Annotated in this window: 17 protein-coding genes; 4 read left to right on the forward strand and 13 right to left on the reverse strand. The window is 37.4% G+C overall.

From position 1 onward, the window contains the following. Positions 1 to 7: 7 nt before the first annotated feature. The 12 genes from I6L31_RS06915 to I6L31_RS06970 all read right to left on the reverse strand — a co-directional run bounded on the left by I6L31_RS06915 (position 8) and on the right by I6L31_RS06970 (position 14,163). Positions 8 to 913 carry a Kiwa anti-phage protein KwaB-like domain-containing protein gene (locus I6L31_RS06915; protein ID WP_005002372.1) on the reverse strand — a complete coding sequence of 302 codons (906 nt, stop codon included), beginning with the start codon at positions 911 to 913 and terminating at the stop codon, positions 8 to 10. A gap of 1 nt (position 914) precedes the next feature. Next, positions 915 to 1,472 (reverse strand): hypothetical protein, encoded by a 558-nt coding sequence (locus I6L31_RS06920; RefSeq protein ID WP_005002370.1) that lies wholly within the window; start codon positions 1,470 to 1,472, stop codon positions 915 to 917. Then, a complete protein-coding gene (locus I6L31_RS06925; RefSeq protein ID WP_035271875.1) occupies positions 1,453 to 2,817 on the reverse strand; it encodes a restriction endonuclease subunit S in 1,365 nt (454 codons plus the stop codon). Before I6L31_RS06925 ends, I6L31_RS06920 begins: the two co-directional genes overlap by 20 nt. A 14-nt stretch (positions 2,818 to 2,831) precedes the next feature. Next, positions 2,832 to 4,265: an AlbA family DNA-binding domain-containing protein gene (locus tag I6L31_RS06930; RefSeq protein WP_005002366.1), complete on the reverse strand. Its 1,434-nt coding sequence runs from the start codon at positions 4,263 to 4,265 to the stop codon at positions 2,832 to 2,834. After that, entirely contained in the window at positions 4,255 to 5,985 is a 1,731-nt protein-coding gene (locus I6L31_RS06935) for a class I SAM-dependent DNA methyltransferase (protein WP_005002363.1), read from the reverse strand. The genes I6L31_RS06930 and I6L31_RS06935 overlap by 11 nt, the downstream gene beginning before the upstream one ends. Positions 5,986 to 6,317: 332 nt before the next feature. Continuing rightward, entirely contained in the window at positions 6,318 to 7,262 is a 945-nt protein-coding gene (locus I6L31_RS06940) for a recombination directionality factor (RefSeq protein WP_005002361.1), read from the reverse strand. A 180-nt stretch (positions 7,263 to 7,442) separates the two neighbouring features. Then, entirely contained in the window at positions 7,443 to 8,483 is a 1,041-nt protein-coding gene (locus I6L31_RS06945; protein WP_005002360.1) for a YqaJ viral recombinase family nuclease, read from the reverse strand. 179 nt (positions 8,484 to 8,662) lie between these two features. Further along, positions 8,663 to 9,706 carry a DUF932 domain-containing protein gene (locus I6L31_RS06950; RefSeq protein WP_005002358.1) on the reverse strand — a complete coding sequence of 348 codons (1,044 nt, stop codon included), beginning with the start codon at positions 9,704 to 9,706 and terminating at the stop codon, positions 8,663 to 8,665. A 56-nt stretch (positions 9,707 to 9,762) separates the two neighbouring features. Next, positions 9,763 to 10,065, reverse strand: coding sequence for a hypothetical protein (locus I6L31_RS06955; protein ID WP_005002355.1), 303 nt, complete (start codon positions 10,063 to 10,065; stop codon positions 9,763 to 9,765). A 267-nt stretch (positions 10,066 to 10,332) separates the two neighbouring features. Beyond that, positions 10,333 to 11,465, reverse strand: a protein-coding gene (locus tag I6L31_RS06960) for an IS3 family transposase (RefSeq protein ID WP_223235881.1) whose coding sequence is annotated in 2 segments (ribosomal slippage) — positions 10,333 to 11,213 and positions 11,213 to 11,465 — 1,134 coding nt in all. Because the reading frame shifts where the segments join, the coding sequence is not laid out codon by codon here. A gap of 86 nt (positions 11,466 to 11,551) precedes the next feature. Then, a complete protein-coding gene (locus I6L31_RS06965) occupies positions 11,552 to 11,968 on the reverse strand; it encodes a hypothetical protein (protein ID WP_005002354.1) in 417 nt (138 codons plus the stop codon). 128 nt (positions 11,969 to 12,096) lie between these two features. After that, positions 12,097 to 14,163 (reverse strand): DUF262 domain-containing protein, encoded by a 2,067-nt coding sequence (locus tag I6L31_RS06970; RefSeq protein WP_005002353.1) that lies wholly within the window; start codon positions 14,161 to 14,163, stop codon positions 12,097 to 12,099. A 640-nt stretch (positions 14,164 to 14,803) separates the two neighbouring features. Here I6L31_RS06970 and I6L31_RS06975 point away from each other — a divergent pair. The 4 genes from I6L31_RS06975 to I6L31_RS06985 are packed head-to-tail and all read left to right on the forward strand — an operon-like array spanning position 14,804 to position 16,078. Further along, entirely contained in the window at positions 14,804 to 15,058 is a 255-nt protein-coding gene (locus I6L31_RS06975; protein ID WP_005002351.1) for a hypothetical protein, read from the forward strand. Positions 15,059 to 15,060: 2 nt separating this feature from the next. Beyond that, positions 15,061 to 15,189, forward strand: coding sequence for a hypothetical protein (locus I6L31_RS18445; protein ID WP_005002349.1), 129 nt, complete (start codon positions 15,061 to 15,063; stop codon positions 15,187 to 15,189). Next, positions 15,190 to 15,414, forward strand: a complete 225-nt coding sequence (locus I6L31_RS06980; protein ID WP_005002348.1) for a hypothetical protein — start codon at positions 15,190 to 15,192, stop codon at positions 15,412 to 15,414. A 10-nt stretch (positions 15,415 to 15,424) separates the two neighbouring features. Continuing rightward, on the forward strand, positions 15,425 to 16,078 hold the full coding sequence (locus I6L31_RS06985; RefSeq protein WP_005002346.1) for a hypothetical protein: 654 nt from the start codon (positions 15,425 to 15,427) through the stop codon (positions 16,076 to 16,078). Positions 16,079 to 16,145: 67 nt separating this feature from the next. Here I6L31_RS06985 and I6L31_RS06990 read toward each other — a convergent pair whose 3' ends face one another. Continuing rightward, entirely contained in the window at positions 16,146 to 17,081 is a 936-nt protein-coding gene (locus I6L31_RS06990; RefSeq protein WP_005002344.1) for a YagK/YfjJ domain-containing protein, read from the reverse strand. Positions 17,082 to 17,411: the final 330 nt, after the last annotated feature.

Here is a 17,411-nt window from a genome sequence, read left to right on the forward strand (position 1 = left end):
CTTTTATTTATAACTTACTTCTACTTGATGCTTTAAAATTTTCAGCTTGCCCTTCGATTAACTCTAAACGATAACGACGTCTATCTAATACCTCTAAAAAAGCTAATTCATACCCTTCTTTCACTATGATTTTTCCATTTTGATCTTCTAATGAAACCCCAGTATGCTGACATAATAGTTTTAAACGATCTTTGTTAATATTTTTAGTTTCAGCCTGAGACTTAATAGATGCAATGTATCTAGCTGCACGAGGTCGATGTTCGGCGTAGCTTTGTAAGCTAGTAAAATCTACATAGGTAAGATCTGCTGCTATTGATGCAATATTCATCGGAACAGCCTGCAAAATTGCTTCCTGCAACTTGCCAGCAAACTCAAATGCACTTGGTCGGATTATGTGAATATTAGAATTATCAATCAGTAAATCAAAGTCAGCATCTAATTTAAAAACTTTTTCTTCAACAATTTTAAGCGTATCATCCAAAAATCTAATAAGTTGATTTTTCAAAACACCCTTAAACTGAATTGCCCTACGCAAAGCGGTCAGTTTTTTTCCTGACTGATCTGTAAACCTTGCGAAATAACAGAATATTTCAGAAGGATCATTCAAAACATTGGAATTAATTGTCAAATTAGCAGCTTCATGTAATCCTTTCATTGTTTGAGCTAGTTGGTCTGAAGTAGCCAGATATAAATATTCAATTCCAGCATGCTTTTCTGATGGTTGATATAATTCAGGTTTATCATTATTTTTTCTCATGATAACAATAGTTGTCTGAACCATTTCAACTAATGCTTTTTGGACTCCTTCATCTACAGGTACAGCTTCAAAAAATTGCTGACTTTGATCCTCATTCTCTCTTCCAACCCCAAACTCAATATTTGTAACTCTGTCAAAATCAAAGTCTATAACCACACTAAATCTCCAAAAAAACTGTATTACTTAATCGATATGCCATAATTTCATCATCTTTTAGTACAATTGATCTCTTTGTAATTAAAACTTGAGGAGTTTTACCACTAAGAGGATTATTATCTTCTGGTGGACAAATAGTAAAAATCCGATACCCTTTAAGAGCAAAGACAATATTCATGTAATGAAGATTCAAATGTAAAAATAGAAAAATAACAAAAGCCAATGCAACTAATGTAGTCCACACATCTCGAATACTATCAATACTGACAGAATAAAATGGTAGAAGTGTGGCGAACAAATAAACTAAAATATGATCCTTATGATCGTCTGCTGTACCAACTTTAATTGTACGTTTGTCATTTTTTTTCTTAGCAACGGTAATTCTTTGCCATAAAAATAAATTTGGAATAATGACAAATAAAGCACAGATAGGGATAAGGTATAGATCTGATACCTCTTTATTTCCTCTTAAAGCCCACAATATAAATAATGGTGAAAAGCTACTTAACACCATCATTACACGTATAAAACCTAGAGATTCATTCTGTTGAGTACTCATATTCTGTCTCACTAGCTAGACGAGATACATCCAATTCACCCGATAATAATTTCGGCAATAGAGTGTCTCTAACCTGTATTAAATTATTATTTTCTAATCGCAATACAATCTGCTTCTGCATTTGAGCACCTATCACATTATTACCGATATCCAAAACTTGATTGGAAGGAACAATACACAGTGCTTGAGACAAATGTTCTCTTTTAATATGCCCCATTGTTACAGCCTTTGCTTGAGCAATACGCTGAAATTCTGCCAAATGATGCTTTGTATAACTACAATAGAACCATTTCGGATAGTCAATGGATGTCACTTTAAATAAATGCTGATTTAGAGCTGCTTTACCACCACACCATATATCGACCATCAAAGAACCTGACCATGAAAAAATAACATCGCCATTATTGATGATAAATTTAGGATCAATATTAGGTGATGCCTTTTCTTCTATTGTGGCTATACCTGATTTTAATTGTGCAATTTTTACAATCGGCAAAAACTCATGTTCATTTTCAGGTCTAAACTTCTGTAAAGCTAAACCATTTAAATAATTAGCAATTTCATCTAAAGGTTTTACCTTCCACCCCTTAGGCACTTCCCCTAACTCACTCTCCACCAACTCATCAGGAAAAAGTGCAGCCGTTGCTTGTAACTCTGCAAAATCCTCCTTTACCATTTGCTCAAGCTCAGCCTCACTTTTTCCACTAATCGCACACATGGCAGCACGTTCAGGATCTTGCCCTGCTTGCTTCGCTGCAATCTTGGCACGCACAGGTTCAAAGTCGATAAACCAACTTTTAAATATGGCTTGAGAGATAGATTCTAAAGTCTGGTTGATTTGGTTGTTGAGCTCTATTTTTTTATCTAAGCTAGCAAGAATAGCTGTAACTCGTTTTTGCTCATTCAGACTAGGGATCGTTAGTCTAAAATTTGGAATATCTTTACATTTTAAACTATTAAAAACTGCTCCAACATTTAAAAACTTATTTACCTGTTCCCACCATTCATTTCCTTGAACCAACCACCTTAAAAAAGGTGGATAAATTAAACTACCATCCGAACGTAGTAACACTAGATTCTGACCAAGTGCAATTTCTAAACCGTCTGGTACATAAGCACTTTCTCCTGGATTACATCTCCGAGATAAAATTACATCATTTAGTTGTGGTTTAGCTTTTTTCGTCCATAAGGCAAAATCTTCTTCTGAAATTAACCTAGCACCATCTAATCTTATATGCCCATCTTTCAACTGAGGAATACCAACATAAGGATAACCGCTAGTCTGTGCACTAGGTGTTTTATGATCACAATCAATTAAAGTCACACCAACTTCATTTAGTTTCATTTTTTCGCCAAAACTCACACCTCACCCCCAAATTCTTTCTTAATCACCCAATGCCCACGAGTTCCACCGACACGCTCAAGCCAGCCTGCATCTTTCAAATGGTTCAAATGCTTTTGTAAGGCAGATTGATTAATACCGAGTTGCTCAGCCAAAGAACGATAAGAAACTTTCGGATTACGCTGAATTAAAACTAAAATTTCCTGTTGGCGTTCGGTTAATTGGCTTGCTTCAATTGCACCACCTAAACCTTCTATTGCACCACTTAAATGATGAATTGCACCACCTATTGCACCACCTTCCAACTCAATCACAGGACGGTATAGCTTCACATCAAAAAAATCATTAGTTTCTAAAAATTCAGGTGTTGCAAGATTTTCCGCTTCACACATCTGCTTGATCCGTTGTAGACCACTGCCCCAATGCTCAATATAACCTAACTCTCGAAATACACGAGCCAAAACCCGATTACGAATTTCCGAGCGTCCCTGTAATAAGTCCGCTTCGGTTAAACCATTCGGCAATCCACCTGGGGAGACGATATTGACTAAATCATCATACACAGCGACTTTGATATTCCGCCCAAAGTTACTGTAATCCCGATGCACATAGGCATTGATTAAAGCTTCACGGATGGCATTTTCTGGAATTTCCAAAAAGTCATAACGCTTTAAGCCACGAATTTCGGCACGTAAAGACAAATGGTTTTTAATAAAAATTTCGGCTTGCTCAATTTGTGAAAACAAGTCACCTGTGTATTCTTTACGGTCTAAAAACACACTCATATTTGTGCCTTTAAATCGGGCGCATTGGGTCATCACATGCTCATATTGACCGAGTAAGATCAATAAACCATGACTGGCATAACGCTGCCCCTGCTCTTCAATCACTAACTTTAGATTCAACATCTTTTCTAAAGTCAGTGTTTTATCAGCAGCTTTGAATGCTGCTTCCAAAACCGTTAAATCGAGCTTTTCCAAAGGGTATTGATAATTGGCTAAAGCATCAAAACTGATATTTAGTCGTTGCAATTCCAGTTGTTGAATATGCTCAGGCGATGCCACACGGTTACTTGCACCTAGGCGGATATATGTGCCTTGCTCACGTCCTACAGATTTAAGATAATACGGAAATAAAATACCTCGTGCGACTTCCACAACCAATAGCTCAACACCATCTATATTCTCAATATAAATTTGTGCTGCAAGTTGTGGGGCACACAACTCATAAATCATGGACGTGATTTTATCTTGCAACTCGAAAATATCATCTTGAATCCCAATCAACTGCCGATCATCAGTCACACCGACAATTAACTTCCCTCCACTACTATTGGCAAAGGCAATTAATGTCTTGGCAATCTGCTGTCCTTTCGGTAACTGCTGTTTAAACTCTAGCGTTTTGCTTTCGCCTTTTTGAATCTCAAGTAGCAAGGGTTGATCAGAACTCATAACCTAAGCCTTTTAAATTCTTTTTGATTTCACTTTCCAGTACAGCACTTTCAGCAAATTGCTGTTTCAGTTGTCCTGTTAAGCGTGCCATCTTCTCGGCAAAAGGTTCACCATCATCTTCCTGCTCGACTGCGCCAACATAACGTCCCGGAGTAAGTACATAGTCGTGCTTCTGAATATCTTTTAACTCAGCCGAGAAACAGAAACCTTTTTCATCCTGATACGCTTCACCTTCAAAATTTTCGCCTTGTTGCCAAGCATGTAAAGCATGGGTGATTTTGGCAATGTCGGCATCGGTAAAGTCACGTAGCACACGATCTTTCATATAGCCCAAATTACGAGCATCGATGAACAGTGTCTTGCCTTCACGGTTGGCTTTCTTTTTATCGAGTGAGAAGCCATTCTTTTTGTCTTTGGTCAAAAACCAAATACAGGCTGGAATTTGTGTATTGGTAAAGAGTTGTCCGGGCAATGCCACAATACATTCTACAAGATCTGCTTCAATCAAATTTTTACGGATTTCGCCCTCATTATTGGTATTGGAACTCATCGAACCATTGGCAAGCAAAAGTGCCATGCTCCCTGTTGGCGATAGATGATGGAGCATGTGTTGCATCCATGCAAAATTGGCATTACCTTGTGGCGGTGTACCATATTTCCAACGTACGTCATTTTCCAGTGAAGCGTGCCACCAATCTTTAATGTTAAATGGCGGGTTTGCCATGACAAAATCAGCACGTAAGTCAGGATGTTGATCGTCTAAAAAAGTGTCTGCATTCTTTTTACCAAAGTTAAAATCAATGCCACGAATTGCCATATTCATGGCAGCAAGTTTCCATGTCGTAGGGTTACTTTCCTGCCCGTAGATGGAAATATGCTTTTTCTGCTCAGAGGCTTTGTAGTGCTTTTCTTGAGCATGTTGTTCAATGAATTTTTCACTAGAGACAAAGAAACCACCTGAACCCATAGCAGGGTCATAAACTCGACCTTTATAAGGTTGCAGCATTTCTACAATTAAAGTGACGATACTTTTAGGCGTGTAATATTGCCCACCTTGCTTACCTTCTGCCAAAGCAAACTGCCCAAGAAAATATTCATAGACATGCCCGAGAATATCTTTGCTGTGCAGACTCAGTTTTTCGCCATTGTATTCAGGCTTGGTAAAGCTAGTGTCCGAAAAAGTATTGATCAAATCCAATAGTTTGTCATTATCAAGCTGATATTGCCCAATACGATTCAGAATGCCTTTTAATTTAGGATTGGCTTTCTCAATTTCATCAAAAGCATTATCAACTAACCAAGAGATAGAACGTAATTTGACATCTTGCCCATGTTCATCTTGCCAAATAATCGAACCAATCGCTAAAGCGGCTGTATGTTGTAATGTCGTCCAACGTGCTGCTTTAGGCACCCAAAATACATTTTTTTCTTGATAGTAATCAATAATTTCTAATTCATCAGCGATTGCTCGCTGGTATTCCTCTTCTGTGTCGTATTGATCACGAGGCATGTAATAAATGTTGTGATCATCCGCTTGAGCAAATAAGTCCTTGAGTTCAGACTGACGTTCATCAAAGGCATCAGATACATATTTTAAGAAAATCAGTCCAAGTACAATATGTTTGTAGTTGGCAGCATCTAAGCTACTACGTAATTTATCAGCGGCTTTCCAAAGCTTATCATCTAAGTCATTTAGAAACTTTTGTTCCAATGAGTTCATTCTTTATCCTCAATCAATGATCAACCGCTGTGGTTTTATACTTAATGTTCAATAGTTTATTACGTTAGCACAGTTAAGACGAATGAAAAGTCATGTACTACACAAAAAATAAAGATATATATTATTTTATATTTTAATCGCCGACCAAAGCACAAAGCTAGACAACTCGGCATAGGTACGACCATATATGTCGCAGATAAGTATAATAACTTGTAATTAACCAAAAAAAATAAGAAAACAGCAGTTCTCTTATTTTAGCTTATTTGCATTAACTAATCGATTGATACTCATTAAAAAATCTAATTCTATATTTTTCTGTCCATCCGCTTAAACTAATTCACAGCTCGTACATTGTTCTGCAACCCCTTCTGAATATCCTGCACAAAACTTTGCCCTTGATTCGGGTTGAATCGGGCTTTCGGTTTTGATGCATGCTGTACCTGATCAGATGATTCCTGCTCAGCTTCAATATTTTCCTCCATATAAAACTCTTCCACCAAATCCAATCCCTCCTCACTATTCACTTCAAACTGTGTATTGGCAAAACCCTGCCTTGCCGTCTGATCTAATGCTGATTGATTAAATCCACTCTGCTTACTTTGCTGATCAATCTCCTTCGCCATTTGAATGGCATCTTGTAAACTCACACCATCCCTTAAGGTCAGATCCACGTAGTACACGGGCTGACGATAGCTTTGTGTGGTGCTTTTCCCCCGCAATGTCAGCTGTAATGGTAGGCATGAAAGTAAACCATTGGATGAAGCTTGGTAGTAAGATAGCCGTGCTGCCAAAGTGCGGATGCTATTAAAACCAGTGGTTCTGAAAATAAAAGTACCGAGTTCATCCGACTCATCTAAATTGACATGCAAACGCCCATACGGTTTACAGTTACCTCCTTGTGCCAATGGGCATAAATCAGGTGATGGGCATGGTTGTTGTTCTACGCCTTGGTTGGTCAGTCGTTGACAAGTTTCACCATTTCCAACACAAATCGGTCGACCCGTTTGCCGATCAAATAAAGTGTATTCTGCACGTAGGTTGAGGTCAGGATCGTTGAAGATCATCCGTACTGGAATAGAGCGGAGTTTTTGGTTTTGTGCTTTGGCTCTAAGCTGTTCATCTAAGGGGTGTTTGATCCATCCCTCCTTACCTTGGATTTGACTGGTAATGGTAAATTGGTCATCTTTTTCAGGCAGACGTTTACCGTTCTTTTCGACAATCTTGCCGATACTGATTCGCCCTAAAATTGGCGGCGTAATAGCTAAACCTTTAATCATGTTGTTTGTCCTATAAATAAAATTTTACTGCTTACCCCTTGTTATGTAAGTAAACAGAAATATGAAAAGCTATGACTTCGCAAAAACCGCCATTGTTGGTCTACCGCTCCTTCGGGAGTCGGTAGATCGGAGGTGGTTTTTTGCGCTTTTTGGAAGATTGGAAATATCAATGTGATGGATTCAGTCATCGGTATAAATCTGAAAACGTCGTGTCCCTGCTTTGTTTTGCGGAAATTGCTCAAGCATTTCGGGATGAAGTTTGAGTACAGCCTTACTGTCTAAAGCAATGGAGTCTTTAGATCGCTTCCATGTCACTGAACCATTAGAAAAGGTGGCTCGTTCAGCATCTTTCATCAACATCTGGATTTGATGCTTAGTTTCATCAAAGTTATTTTGATGCTGCTCAATGTGATGCTTTTCTTGAATCAGTTGAGCAAACAACTGATTGGCTTGTTCATTTTGACTGAGATCTTCTACAGTTAAGGGAATATGTTGAGGATAGAGTTGCTGAATGGCTTTAGCTGCCGACTCACTAGCATCGACTGAAGGTGGCGTGTCATTTTCCACACACTCCCAAAAGTATCGCTCTGCATTCACAATATGTTGAATGACTGATTCACTGCGTACCACTTTATAGATACGAGTTTCATGACCACAGATCAGCACACAAATATGCGCTGCCTTTTTGCCTGTCACAGCCAATTGATGTTGTACCTGACACAGTACATATAACGGTACGCCATCTCTCCAGAGTTTTGCGCCATATTCTCCTGCGGTTTTACATTCTAAAATCTGGACTTCATCACTGCCCACCACGGAATAATCCAAGTTTGCTAACATAAAATGCTTATCGGCTTCAGGATGTTGCAGTACAGCATTGATACGACGGACTTTGTTGTTGGTATGCATGCTGTAGTATTCCGCGACCAAAGGTTCAAGCTGTTTGCCCCAATATAAAGGTGCATGACCTGAACTTTCATCTTCAATGGATTGTTTAACTCGTCCTGTCTTAATCATCCAAAGTTCGAGCATCGACATATAAGGATTGAGTCCACAAGCTGCGGCACAATCACTACTACCGATCCCTTGACGTCTGACTTCAAGCCATTCTGCTTGAGTCATATTTTTGGTATTGACTAAGCGTTTTGCTGTAAAGAATTTTGGTGCAATAAATGGGGTACTTGCCTGTTGCATGGATGGATTTAAAATTGCGGTATTCATGTTAAATTCCTGATTTTCATTGGGGTGGTAATAGGAGGTTTTGGTATAAGTGAAAAAATTCGGGCATAAAAAAACCACAGCCGAAGCTATGGTTTTAATAATTTTTAAAATTTAAGATTCTCTTTAAAAAATGCCTAGATAGGTCTAACTTTCCATGAGTGAAAAATGCATTTTCAGCACTATGCGATCATGTTAAGCGCCTGTTCCAATCCTCGTTGTTTCATGGCTGCGCCTGCACCAAACCAAGCTGAATCAAGTCGATGGTCAGTACTCATGGCACGTCGCTCATGGTCAATAAATTCTGTGATTGAACACAGTAATCCATAGGCTGTTCCTTTGGCAGAACTCAGCTCTGCACCACGCCCCTGACCATTAAACATTTCCATTGCTCGACTCATAGCTTTGCCATTTGGTTCGGCTTTATCCTTGCCATTGGCTTGGGCTTGTGAAGCAACATCACGGTAGAACTGAATAATGTTGTCCTCTTGATCTAATACGTTGTTCATGGTGCTGTTATTGAATACAGCATCAAAATAAGCTGAGGCTTCCATTTGACTGACCTTACGCTGACTAAGTTGTTTCATTTCATACATATGTTCATCCCATGCACGTAAAGAAATGCCCAATTGCTGTTTGACCTTGTCTGGATCAAATTTAGTACTGTGTGGAACTTTAACCACACCTGCACTGCTGTTCTGACCTTTTAGTGCAATCGCTAAAGTGTTGTTACATACCACACGAATCGAGGTGAATTGTGCGGTAGTGGCTAGTGTTCCATCACATGCAGTTGCCAAGAGCATATAGCCATTACTGACATCTTTACCCTTTAACATCGATGTTTGTCCTGTACGTGCCAATGCCCAGAATTTCTTTCCACCTTTGAGTACACCTGCGGTTTCAAGTTCAAAGCCTGATTGTTCAGTGAGATCACGATAAAATTCTAAAATCTCTCTCGGTTGAACTTCCTGAAAGCGTTGGCTAACGACTGATAGTGGTGCATGGGTGTCTGAGCGATAAAGTACTCGTTGCTCTTCATAAGGCATGATGATGCTCTGCCCTCGTTCGTTCTGTGCCATATAACTGACATTGGACGACTCAATCCGCCAGTCCATTCCTGCTTGCTGTGCCCAGACTTCAATAGGTTGGTTTTGAGACAGTTGATTGCCGAGCCCATGCCAAGGGGTCTCGCCGACATAAGCCATTTGTTCAAGTTGATGTGCCATAGTGTTATTCCTTTTAAATGAAACTGAAATTTAAATATGTATGTGTGAAGAGCTGTTTAGCTCGAATGCATTTCCTGCAATAGATAACTTGGAAACTTTTGATAACAGTTGTGGCAGAAGCACAAACTCTGCTGTGTTGGTACGCTTTGTTCGGTAAATGAATTCAACACACTGCCCAATAATGTTCCTGCGATTCCACCGACGATCGGCGGTAGATTGAAAGACTTTGCGACTGTGCTTCCCAATGCACCCAATGTGGTCGGTGTGACCAAATTGTTTAAGGGTATATTTGATTGTTGCGTACTTACTTCAATCAACATCACATTCATTGAATGGCAAAATGGACAGCTCAAGCTCATGGCTCGACTCCTAAATTTTGGGCATAAAAAAGCCTGCTCGTTGGCAGGCTTTGTTGTCATATTTTCATGTGATCTCAAAAGAGCTTCATGATTCTCATTAGGATGTTATGTATCTGAAATTATTTGGAATCATCGTAAAACTTTTAGGACTATTTCATTATTCAATTAGCAATATTCCTTCATCCAGTTTTCACGTACCAACTATCAGAGGTGGTCCCACATGTTTGAACAACTAAAAGCTTATTTATAAGTGATACTCTGCTCTAGTTAAGCTACCTTATTTTGTTGTGGTAGCTGGTCATAGTAAAACTCATCTGGAGTCATTTTGTCCAGACTCGAATGAGGTCGTTTCAAATTATAAAATTCAAAATATGCGTTTAATTGCTTCTTCGCATCCAAAACATTGCTGTAGGCTTTGAGATACACCTCTTCATATTTAACGCTCCGCCATAATCGTTCAACCATCACATTATCAACCCATCGACCTTTACCATCCATACTGATTTGAATGCCATTTGATTTCAATACATCAATAAATGCATCACTGGTAAACTGACTGCCTTGGTCTGTATTAAATATTTCAGGTCGACCATATTTTTCAATAGCTTCATTTAATGTTTCTATGCAAAATGTAACCTCCATACTAATCGATACTCTATGCGCAAGTACCTTGCGGCTATGCCAATCAATCACAGCACATAAATAAACAAAGCCTTTTGCCATAGGGATATACGTTATATCCGTAGACCACACTTGATTACTGCGCTGAATAGCCAATCCTTTGAGCAGATATGGATATTTGCGGTGAGCTTGATTAGCCTGGCTTAAATTTGGTTTGCAATATAACGCATTAATGCCCATTTTCTTCATTAAAGTACGTGTATGACGTCGTCCTATATGATGTCCTTGACGATTCAACAAATCACGCATCATCCGGCTACCTGCAAAAGGGTATTGCATATGTAACTCATCCATACACCGCATTAGCTTCAGATCTGATGCACTCACAGGTTTTGGGCGATAGTAATAACAACCACGGGAGACTTTCAGCAGCTGAGCTTGCTTAGATACTGAAATCTGAAGTGAGTCATCGATTAACTTTTGTGGTTGAAGCGGCCCAGTTTCTTCAACACACCTTCTAAAAAATCAATTTCTAATGCCTGCTCACCGATTTTTGCATGTAGTTTTTTTAGATCGATGGGTGGTTCTGTTGGAGCTTTTGATTGATCGAAAGCTTGCGAGGAAGCTGAAATCAGTTGATTTTTCCAGTCGATAATTTGGTTTTGATGAACATCAAATTCAGCACTCAATTCAGCAAGTGTTTTTTCTGCTTTAATCGCAGCAAGTGCTACCTTAGCTTTAAAATCATTTGAATGATTTCTTCTTGGTCTACGTGCCATAAAATACTCCATATATTGATGTTTATAACATCATTTGGGGAGCAAAATATCACTTATAAGTGTTGTTCAAATTTCCTGATCCACCTCTATCTTTTATCATCCAATCTAAATTCAATTTCGAAATTGATACCATCCCAAACAGTTAGTTCACCAATCCAATCTTTTTTTGCATTGAATTTTTTAGAATATTTACTACCATCCTTGCCGTCTAAGATATGTTGAAAATCACTTGAATCATTCAGCATTGATATGATCGGTCTTATCTTTAATTTTTCTTTAAAAGCAAGATCAAGGTTTTTTTTAAACTCATTACATCCATTTCCAGACCACCTATCTATTCGATCACGGTATAGTTGCTTTCTTTCAGTTGGATGCTTAAAGAGTAATGGTTTATGACCCCACAAGCTAACTATGAGTTCGTTATTAGAGCTAATGGAAGATACAGACCAATTAGGATTTTTAAGTTCCGCATTAAATTTCTTGAACTCATCTACAATTCCCATAAGGCAATACTCATTCAAAATAAATTTTATCTAGAAAACGGTTTATAAAACAACGAATCATAAGAATTATCAAGAAAATATAAAGTGGAATTTCAATAAATTCCACTTTAAAAAAGAAGCATACGAATTTAAGTATTGCTATCTTTTTTTATTAAGAAACTTAATTCAGATTGCTCAACATCACACTGCTCAAATATTTTTTTAAGAATATTTATTTTGGTTCTCGTTGAACAATTTGTGTATAAGAAAACCGACCTACTGATTTCAGTAAAATTATTTGTCGTTTCAAGCAAGGAAAGATCATAAAACTTTTGATCAGCACATAAACTCATAATTTTCGTTGTGTGTTGTTCTAATAAATATTTTACGACATCTATCTGCATTTCTTTCCATGATTGTACTTTAGATTCAACATCATACAAGGTATAAGATACTAAGGTGTATCCTGTAAAATCAAAGTCATCTTCCAGTAAATATTCATTCGTTTCCTCTACAGGTGGAGCATAACTTGTTGTTGGGTAATACCATAATTTAAGTGATTTCTTTGATAGGCGGCTTTGTCTTTCAACCAGCTCATCTTCCGTCCATTTTAGACATTCTCTTACATATTGATTCAAACGCAAATTACTGTCTTTAAATCCATTTTCAACGTCTAATTTATCTTTAAAAGGTCGATTACTATATTTGCTGTTATAACCAGTTAATGTCAAATTTGGCAGAGTATGCAACCATTGCTCGTGAATCTGTTGTGATTTTTCACCCAATTCTTTTTGCCAAACAGGAGAAAGCGTTTGGGGCATGATATGCTCTATGGTGTATGTTCCATCTTTAATTCTTTCAATTACATTAATTTGTTCTTTGCTTTCCTCATTTTCTAGAAAACTAAATAAATATGCTTTATTTTTCGAACTCATGGCATAAATGTTACGGCTAAAAAGAGCTTGCTCAAATTCCTCATCATTAGGAAAACGACTTGATTCCTCTTTATTTAACAGCACATATTTATAAATTTCAGCATAGGATGCCAATTGGCTAGGTTGTGCTTTCTTAGTCACATCTTTATCTAAAGTTGCAAAAATTTTAGACAAAGCATTAGTGGCTAAACCAACAATCAAACGTCTAAATAAAAATATTTCCGTTACTCTTAAAAGTTCAGTGATCTCTTGATCAGTAAGATTTTTTTCATTCCAACGTTTTAGAATTGCCAATACGACTGGAAATATAACGGTAAACTCTAACTGACTCAGCCGTACCAACACAGCGGTAAAACTGTTTTGATATTGCATCGGATTCAAAATGATTGCATAAAGCTTTGAATACTCCAGTAAATCTTTTAATAGTGCCTCAATGTCATCATTATTCTTTTTCACATAATCTTTGAAAGTAAAATAGATATCTTTAATAACGACTGTGCGATTTAGTTTTAAGGTTAAATAATCTTTGAAAAAATCACTAACCTTAAAATTGGTATTTTTCTCAATTTTGTTCCAAAAAGCTTCATAATATTTTTCTTGTAATTCAGAGGAAAGTCCCATCAAAATGAAATTTCGGATTTTATCTCCTTCCTCAAGCTCAAGTCCAGTCGAGTTCAAACTTTCAAAAATAAGCTGTGGGTCATCATCCTTTTCTAGAAAAATATCAATTGTTTGTAGTCGTGAAATGGCATCATACAAATCATCAATGTCGATATTTTCATTCAGTATTCTGTCTCGAAAATATCTAAAATTTGACGTTACATTAGAACCATCAACAAAATCTGATTCATCACCAAACAATGCATCGAAAGCTTTACAGTCATCTTTGATTGGCTTTAATCTTATTTTCCGCTGATCTTCTTGATACTCATCTACTAAATGTTTTTTGGTGATTTTCTCAATTAAACGATCATCTTTAGGAATAACTTTTTTATGCTTCAATAAATCCACAATAGCAATCAACAAAATTGATATGGTCGTTAACCGTTGTTGTCCATCAATAATTAAGAAGTCTTCTTTTTTGCCACCTTGCATATGGCTTGAAACAATACTACCGAAGAAATGAGGGGCATCAGGCTTTTTAATTAACCCTTTTAAATCATTAAGTAACTGAGCACAATGTTTGTTCTGCCAACTATAGTTACGCTGGTAAACAGGAATGATAAATCTTTTATCCGAACCATCAATAAATTTCAGAAATTGTTTTGCTTCACCCTTCATTTTTTCCCCGTTACGTAAATATATACATTTTAATGATCATAAAGTATGAGGACTAATTCTATAGCAATTAGAATGATTTAATATAGATCCATACCCATCTTAGAATTTTACCAAAAACTTTTTTTCATACGCTTCAATCTTTGATTTTACTTGTTTTTCCAATATCGCTTGATTGACTAAACCCACCCTTAATTTTATCATTCAACTGCTGACCTACATCGTCAGTCGGTTTTGACAGACCGTTTACCCAAAGCACACTAAAAAGTTTATCTTTTTGGTGGGCGACCCTGCGTGCCCCCTCTGCGGCGGAACGGGAGGGGGACACCTACGGGTGTGCTGATCTTTTTGGGTATCAGTCTGTCAACCCTCTTTCGTTTCGCCACCATTATTTGACAGTAATGCGGTGAAACTTCTTTTATACCCAAAGGAGTCATACCCATGACTAAGTTTTTTCTATCTATATTGTTTTCCCTAAAACGATTTTATATTCCTCTGTTGCATTAGCAGCTTTCATAAATGTTTGCTTATTCGACTGATCTAAACGCTATTTAGCTTTAGAAGGCACTGTCGCATCTACACTTTAGTCGATTCAGCAAAATTTATTACACATCAAATAACACAATAAAAATTAGGGGAAATGATGAAAATTCAAACTTCACTCATTGTTGTCTCAGTTGCACTTCTAGCATCAGGCTGTGCCAGTAAAACCGAACGTCAATTTATCAGTGGATGTAAAACAGGCGGCATTGATGGCAGCACGTGTTCATGTATTTACGACAAACTTGAACATAAATATGGAGAAAATGGACTTAAAGAAAATCTCTATACCTTGCAGCAAACTGAATCCTTCCAAAGAGATATGGTCAATATTTCCTATCAGTGCATGAAGGAGTAGCCATGAGAACACTTGCTGGCATTATCTGCATTATTGCAGTGATTTGCTTTTTAGGCTTGCCATTTATTGGCTTCATGATCGTGATGGCACTATTTATCGCATTGGCAAAATATGCAACTGGGGGAAAGTAAATGAATTCAAATATTAAGACATGGGTGATTAGTAGCTACTTAGTGATTGGTTTTTTCTTTGCCATCTATCAACACTTTTGGGGGCAATATAACTACAAGTCTTTTGCCTACAATATTGGACAGGGCTTTGTTTGGCCTGCCGTAATGTTTCCAGTTGTCGGTAAAATCATTGGTGGAATTTTGATTCTATGTTTGGTCGGTTTTCTGACTATGCGCTCTAAGTGAGTACCAAACTATGAAAAAAATACTTTCTATAGTGATGTTGTCTAGCTTACTGATGGCATGTAATCAGAATAATCAGCCAACTCAGAAAAGTACAACGGATCAAGTATCTAGTTCGTCCAATGCTCCAGTTCAGAATGAACAATCCAAATATGCTCCATATAGCAAGGATGAGGTTGAAGCCAAAGTACAAGCTCTAACTCAGATTGTGGAAAATGATACTGAGTATCTGCCTGCTGCGGTCAAACAAGCTCAGTCATTTCTTGAGAGTTGGGAAAAATATCCTGAAGCACTCAAATCCATGATGGAGTCTGATCTTGATCCAAACAATCCTGATTACAGCAATAATATTCCCATGGAAATGGAACAGCCTGCATTATCTGTTCGTGCCCAAATTACCAGTCGGGAGTCACAATCTGCTTTCAATGTACAAGGAGCAATTGAATATATTCTAGAAATTCAGTCAACCAACGATCAACCTTTTGTTCTTCAAGGTATGAGCATTAATCGTGGTCGTTGTGGTTATTACACCGCTGACTTTCATAGCAAGATGCCTGTACAAATGAGTTATAGCTCAACGGTATCGTACTTATTGAAATGCCGTGGTGATCAAGTCCTTGAAGCTGAATTGATAACCGATCAAGGCAATGTGAGTTTGTCTTTCTGATGTCAGGATATTTGAGATAGAGAACATGGTATTAACCGTGTTCTCTATTCTCAAAATGACCTATTCTTTATATGCCTCTTCGCCAATCCAGATCAAACTGACTAATCCCAAATGACCTCATTTTAGGGGATGTCTTGGCACGTAAGCGTTGTTCTACTTTTTTAGGATTCACCAAATATAGACCAGCACGAATAGCATTCTCGACTTGTTTTGGTTGATTTCTATGAATCATTCCTATACCAAGCAAACCATTGACCTCAAACTTTTCTTTATTCTCTTTTCGGTTACAGTTGAAATAGCTCCCTTGGTGATTAGTAATGCATTCTTGCCAGTACTTCCCTACTGCTTCTCCTAACCATTCATCGCCGTCTCGTAGATTACCATCATAAATAAGTAATAAATGGCAATGGTAGCCTTTCTTTGCACCTTGCTCGAATGCCCAAACACAGCCCTGTAAATCACGAAAGCAGCTATCTTTGTTCGACATTCTATTCCGTAGTATTTCCAAAGCCCGATGAAAGTCTTCGACATCCCAATTCGCTTGATGTTCTTGAAGGATTCCTACATCTACTCGTACAAAGACCAACCTAGCATAATGATGGAGCATTTTGTTCAAATAGGAAGCTAGTTCAATTTGGTTTTTTCTTTCTTGATATTTAAATTTATGAATATCTTGAACAGCATTTTTCATCTCATGCAGAATAGTCCCTTGGATATGAAAAATATGATTGAGTTCAAATCGAAGAATATCTTCATAAATATGGAAATCCAATTTTTCCATGATGTAATCTACAAGAATAATCACTCTTTTGAAAACATTAATAATTTTAGAATAAGTAAAGTCCTCTCTGTAAATCACTTTAAAAGTACATACAGCATCTAACAGTTCTCGCTTGAATTCTTCATGATCATCAATGAATCGCTCATGGCATGTACTCATCATAAAATCTTCGATTGAGATCAGGATGGATGATTCATTTTCTAATGGAAAATTCTGGTACATTTAGGTTCTCACTGAAACATAGGGTTCATATGTAAGTGAGGAATATATTTTTTTACTGATCTTGATTCTAAAGCAGGATGTCGTGGTCATCCTGCTGTACTGAATATACTCATAGACCTTGGAACATACTATAGGGATAATTCACAATGTCTTTAGCATTGTGATATTGATACGTTGTCTATAGCCCATTTGAGTATGGGCTATACTGAGCTAAGTAAATTACTATACTCAAATATTAGATAAGATATTGTTTGTATTATTAATATATTACTTATAGTTAATAATATAAGATACCTGTTAAGCATTCTGAGCTGTTACTTCGATAAGATC

It is taken from the genome of Acinetobacter septicus (assembly GCF_019355975.1).
GTDB classification, from domain to species: Bacteria; Pseudomonadota; Gammaproteobacteria; order Pseudomonadales; family Moraxellaceae; genus Acinetobacter; species Acinetobacter ursingii.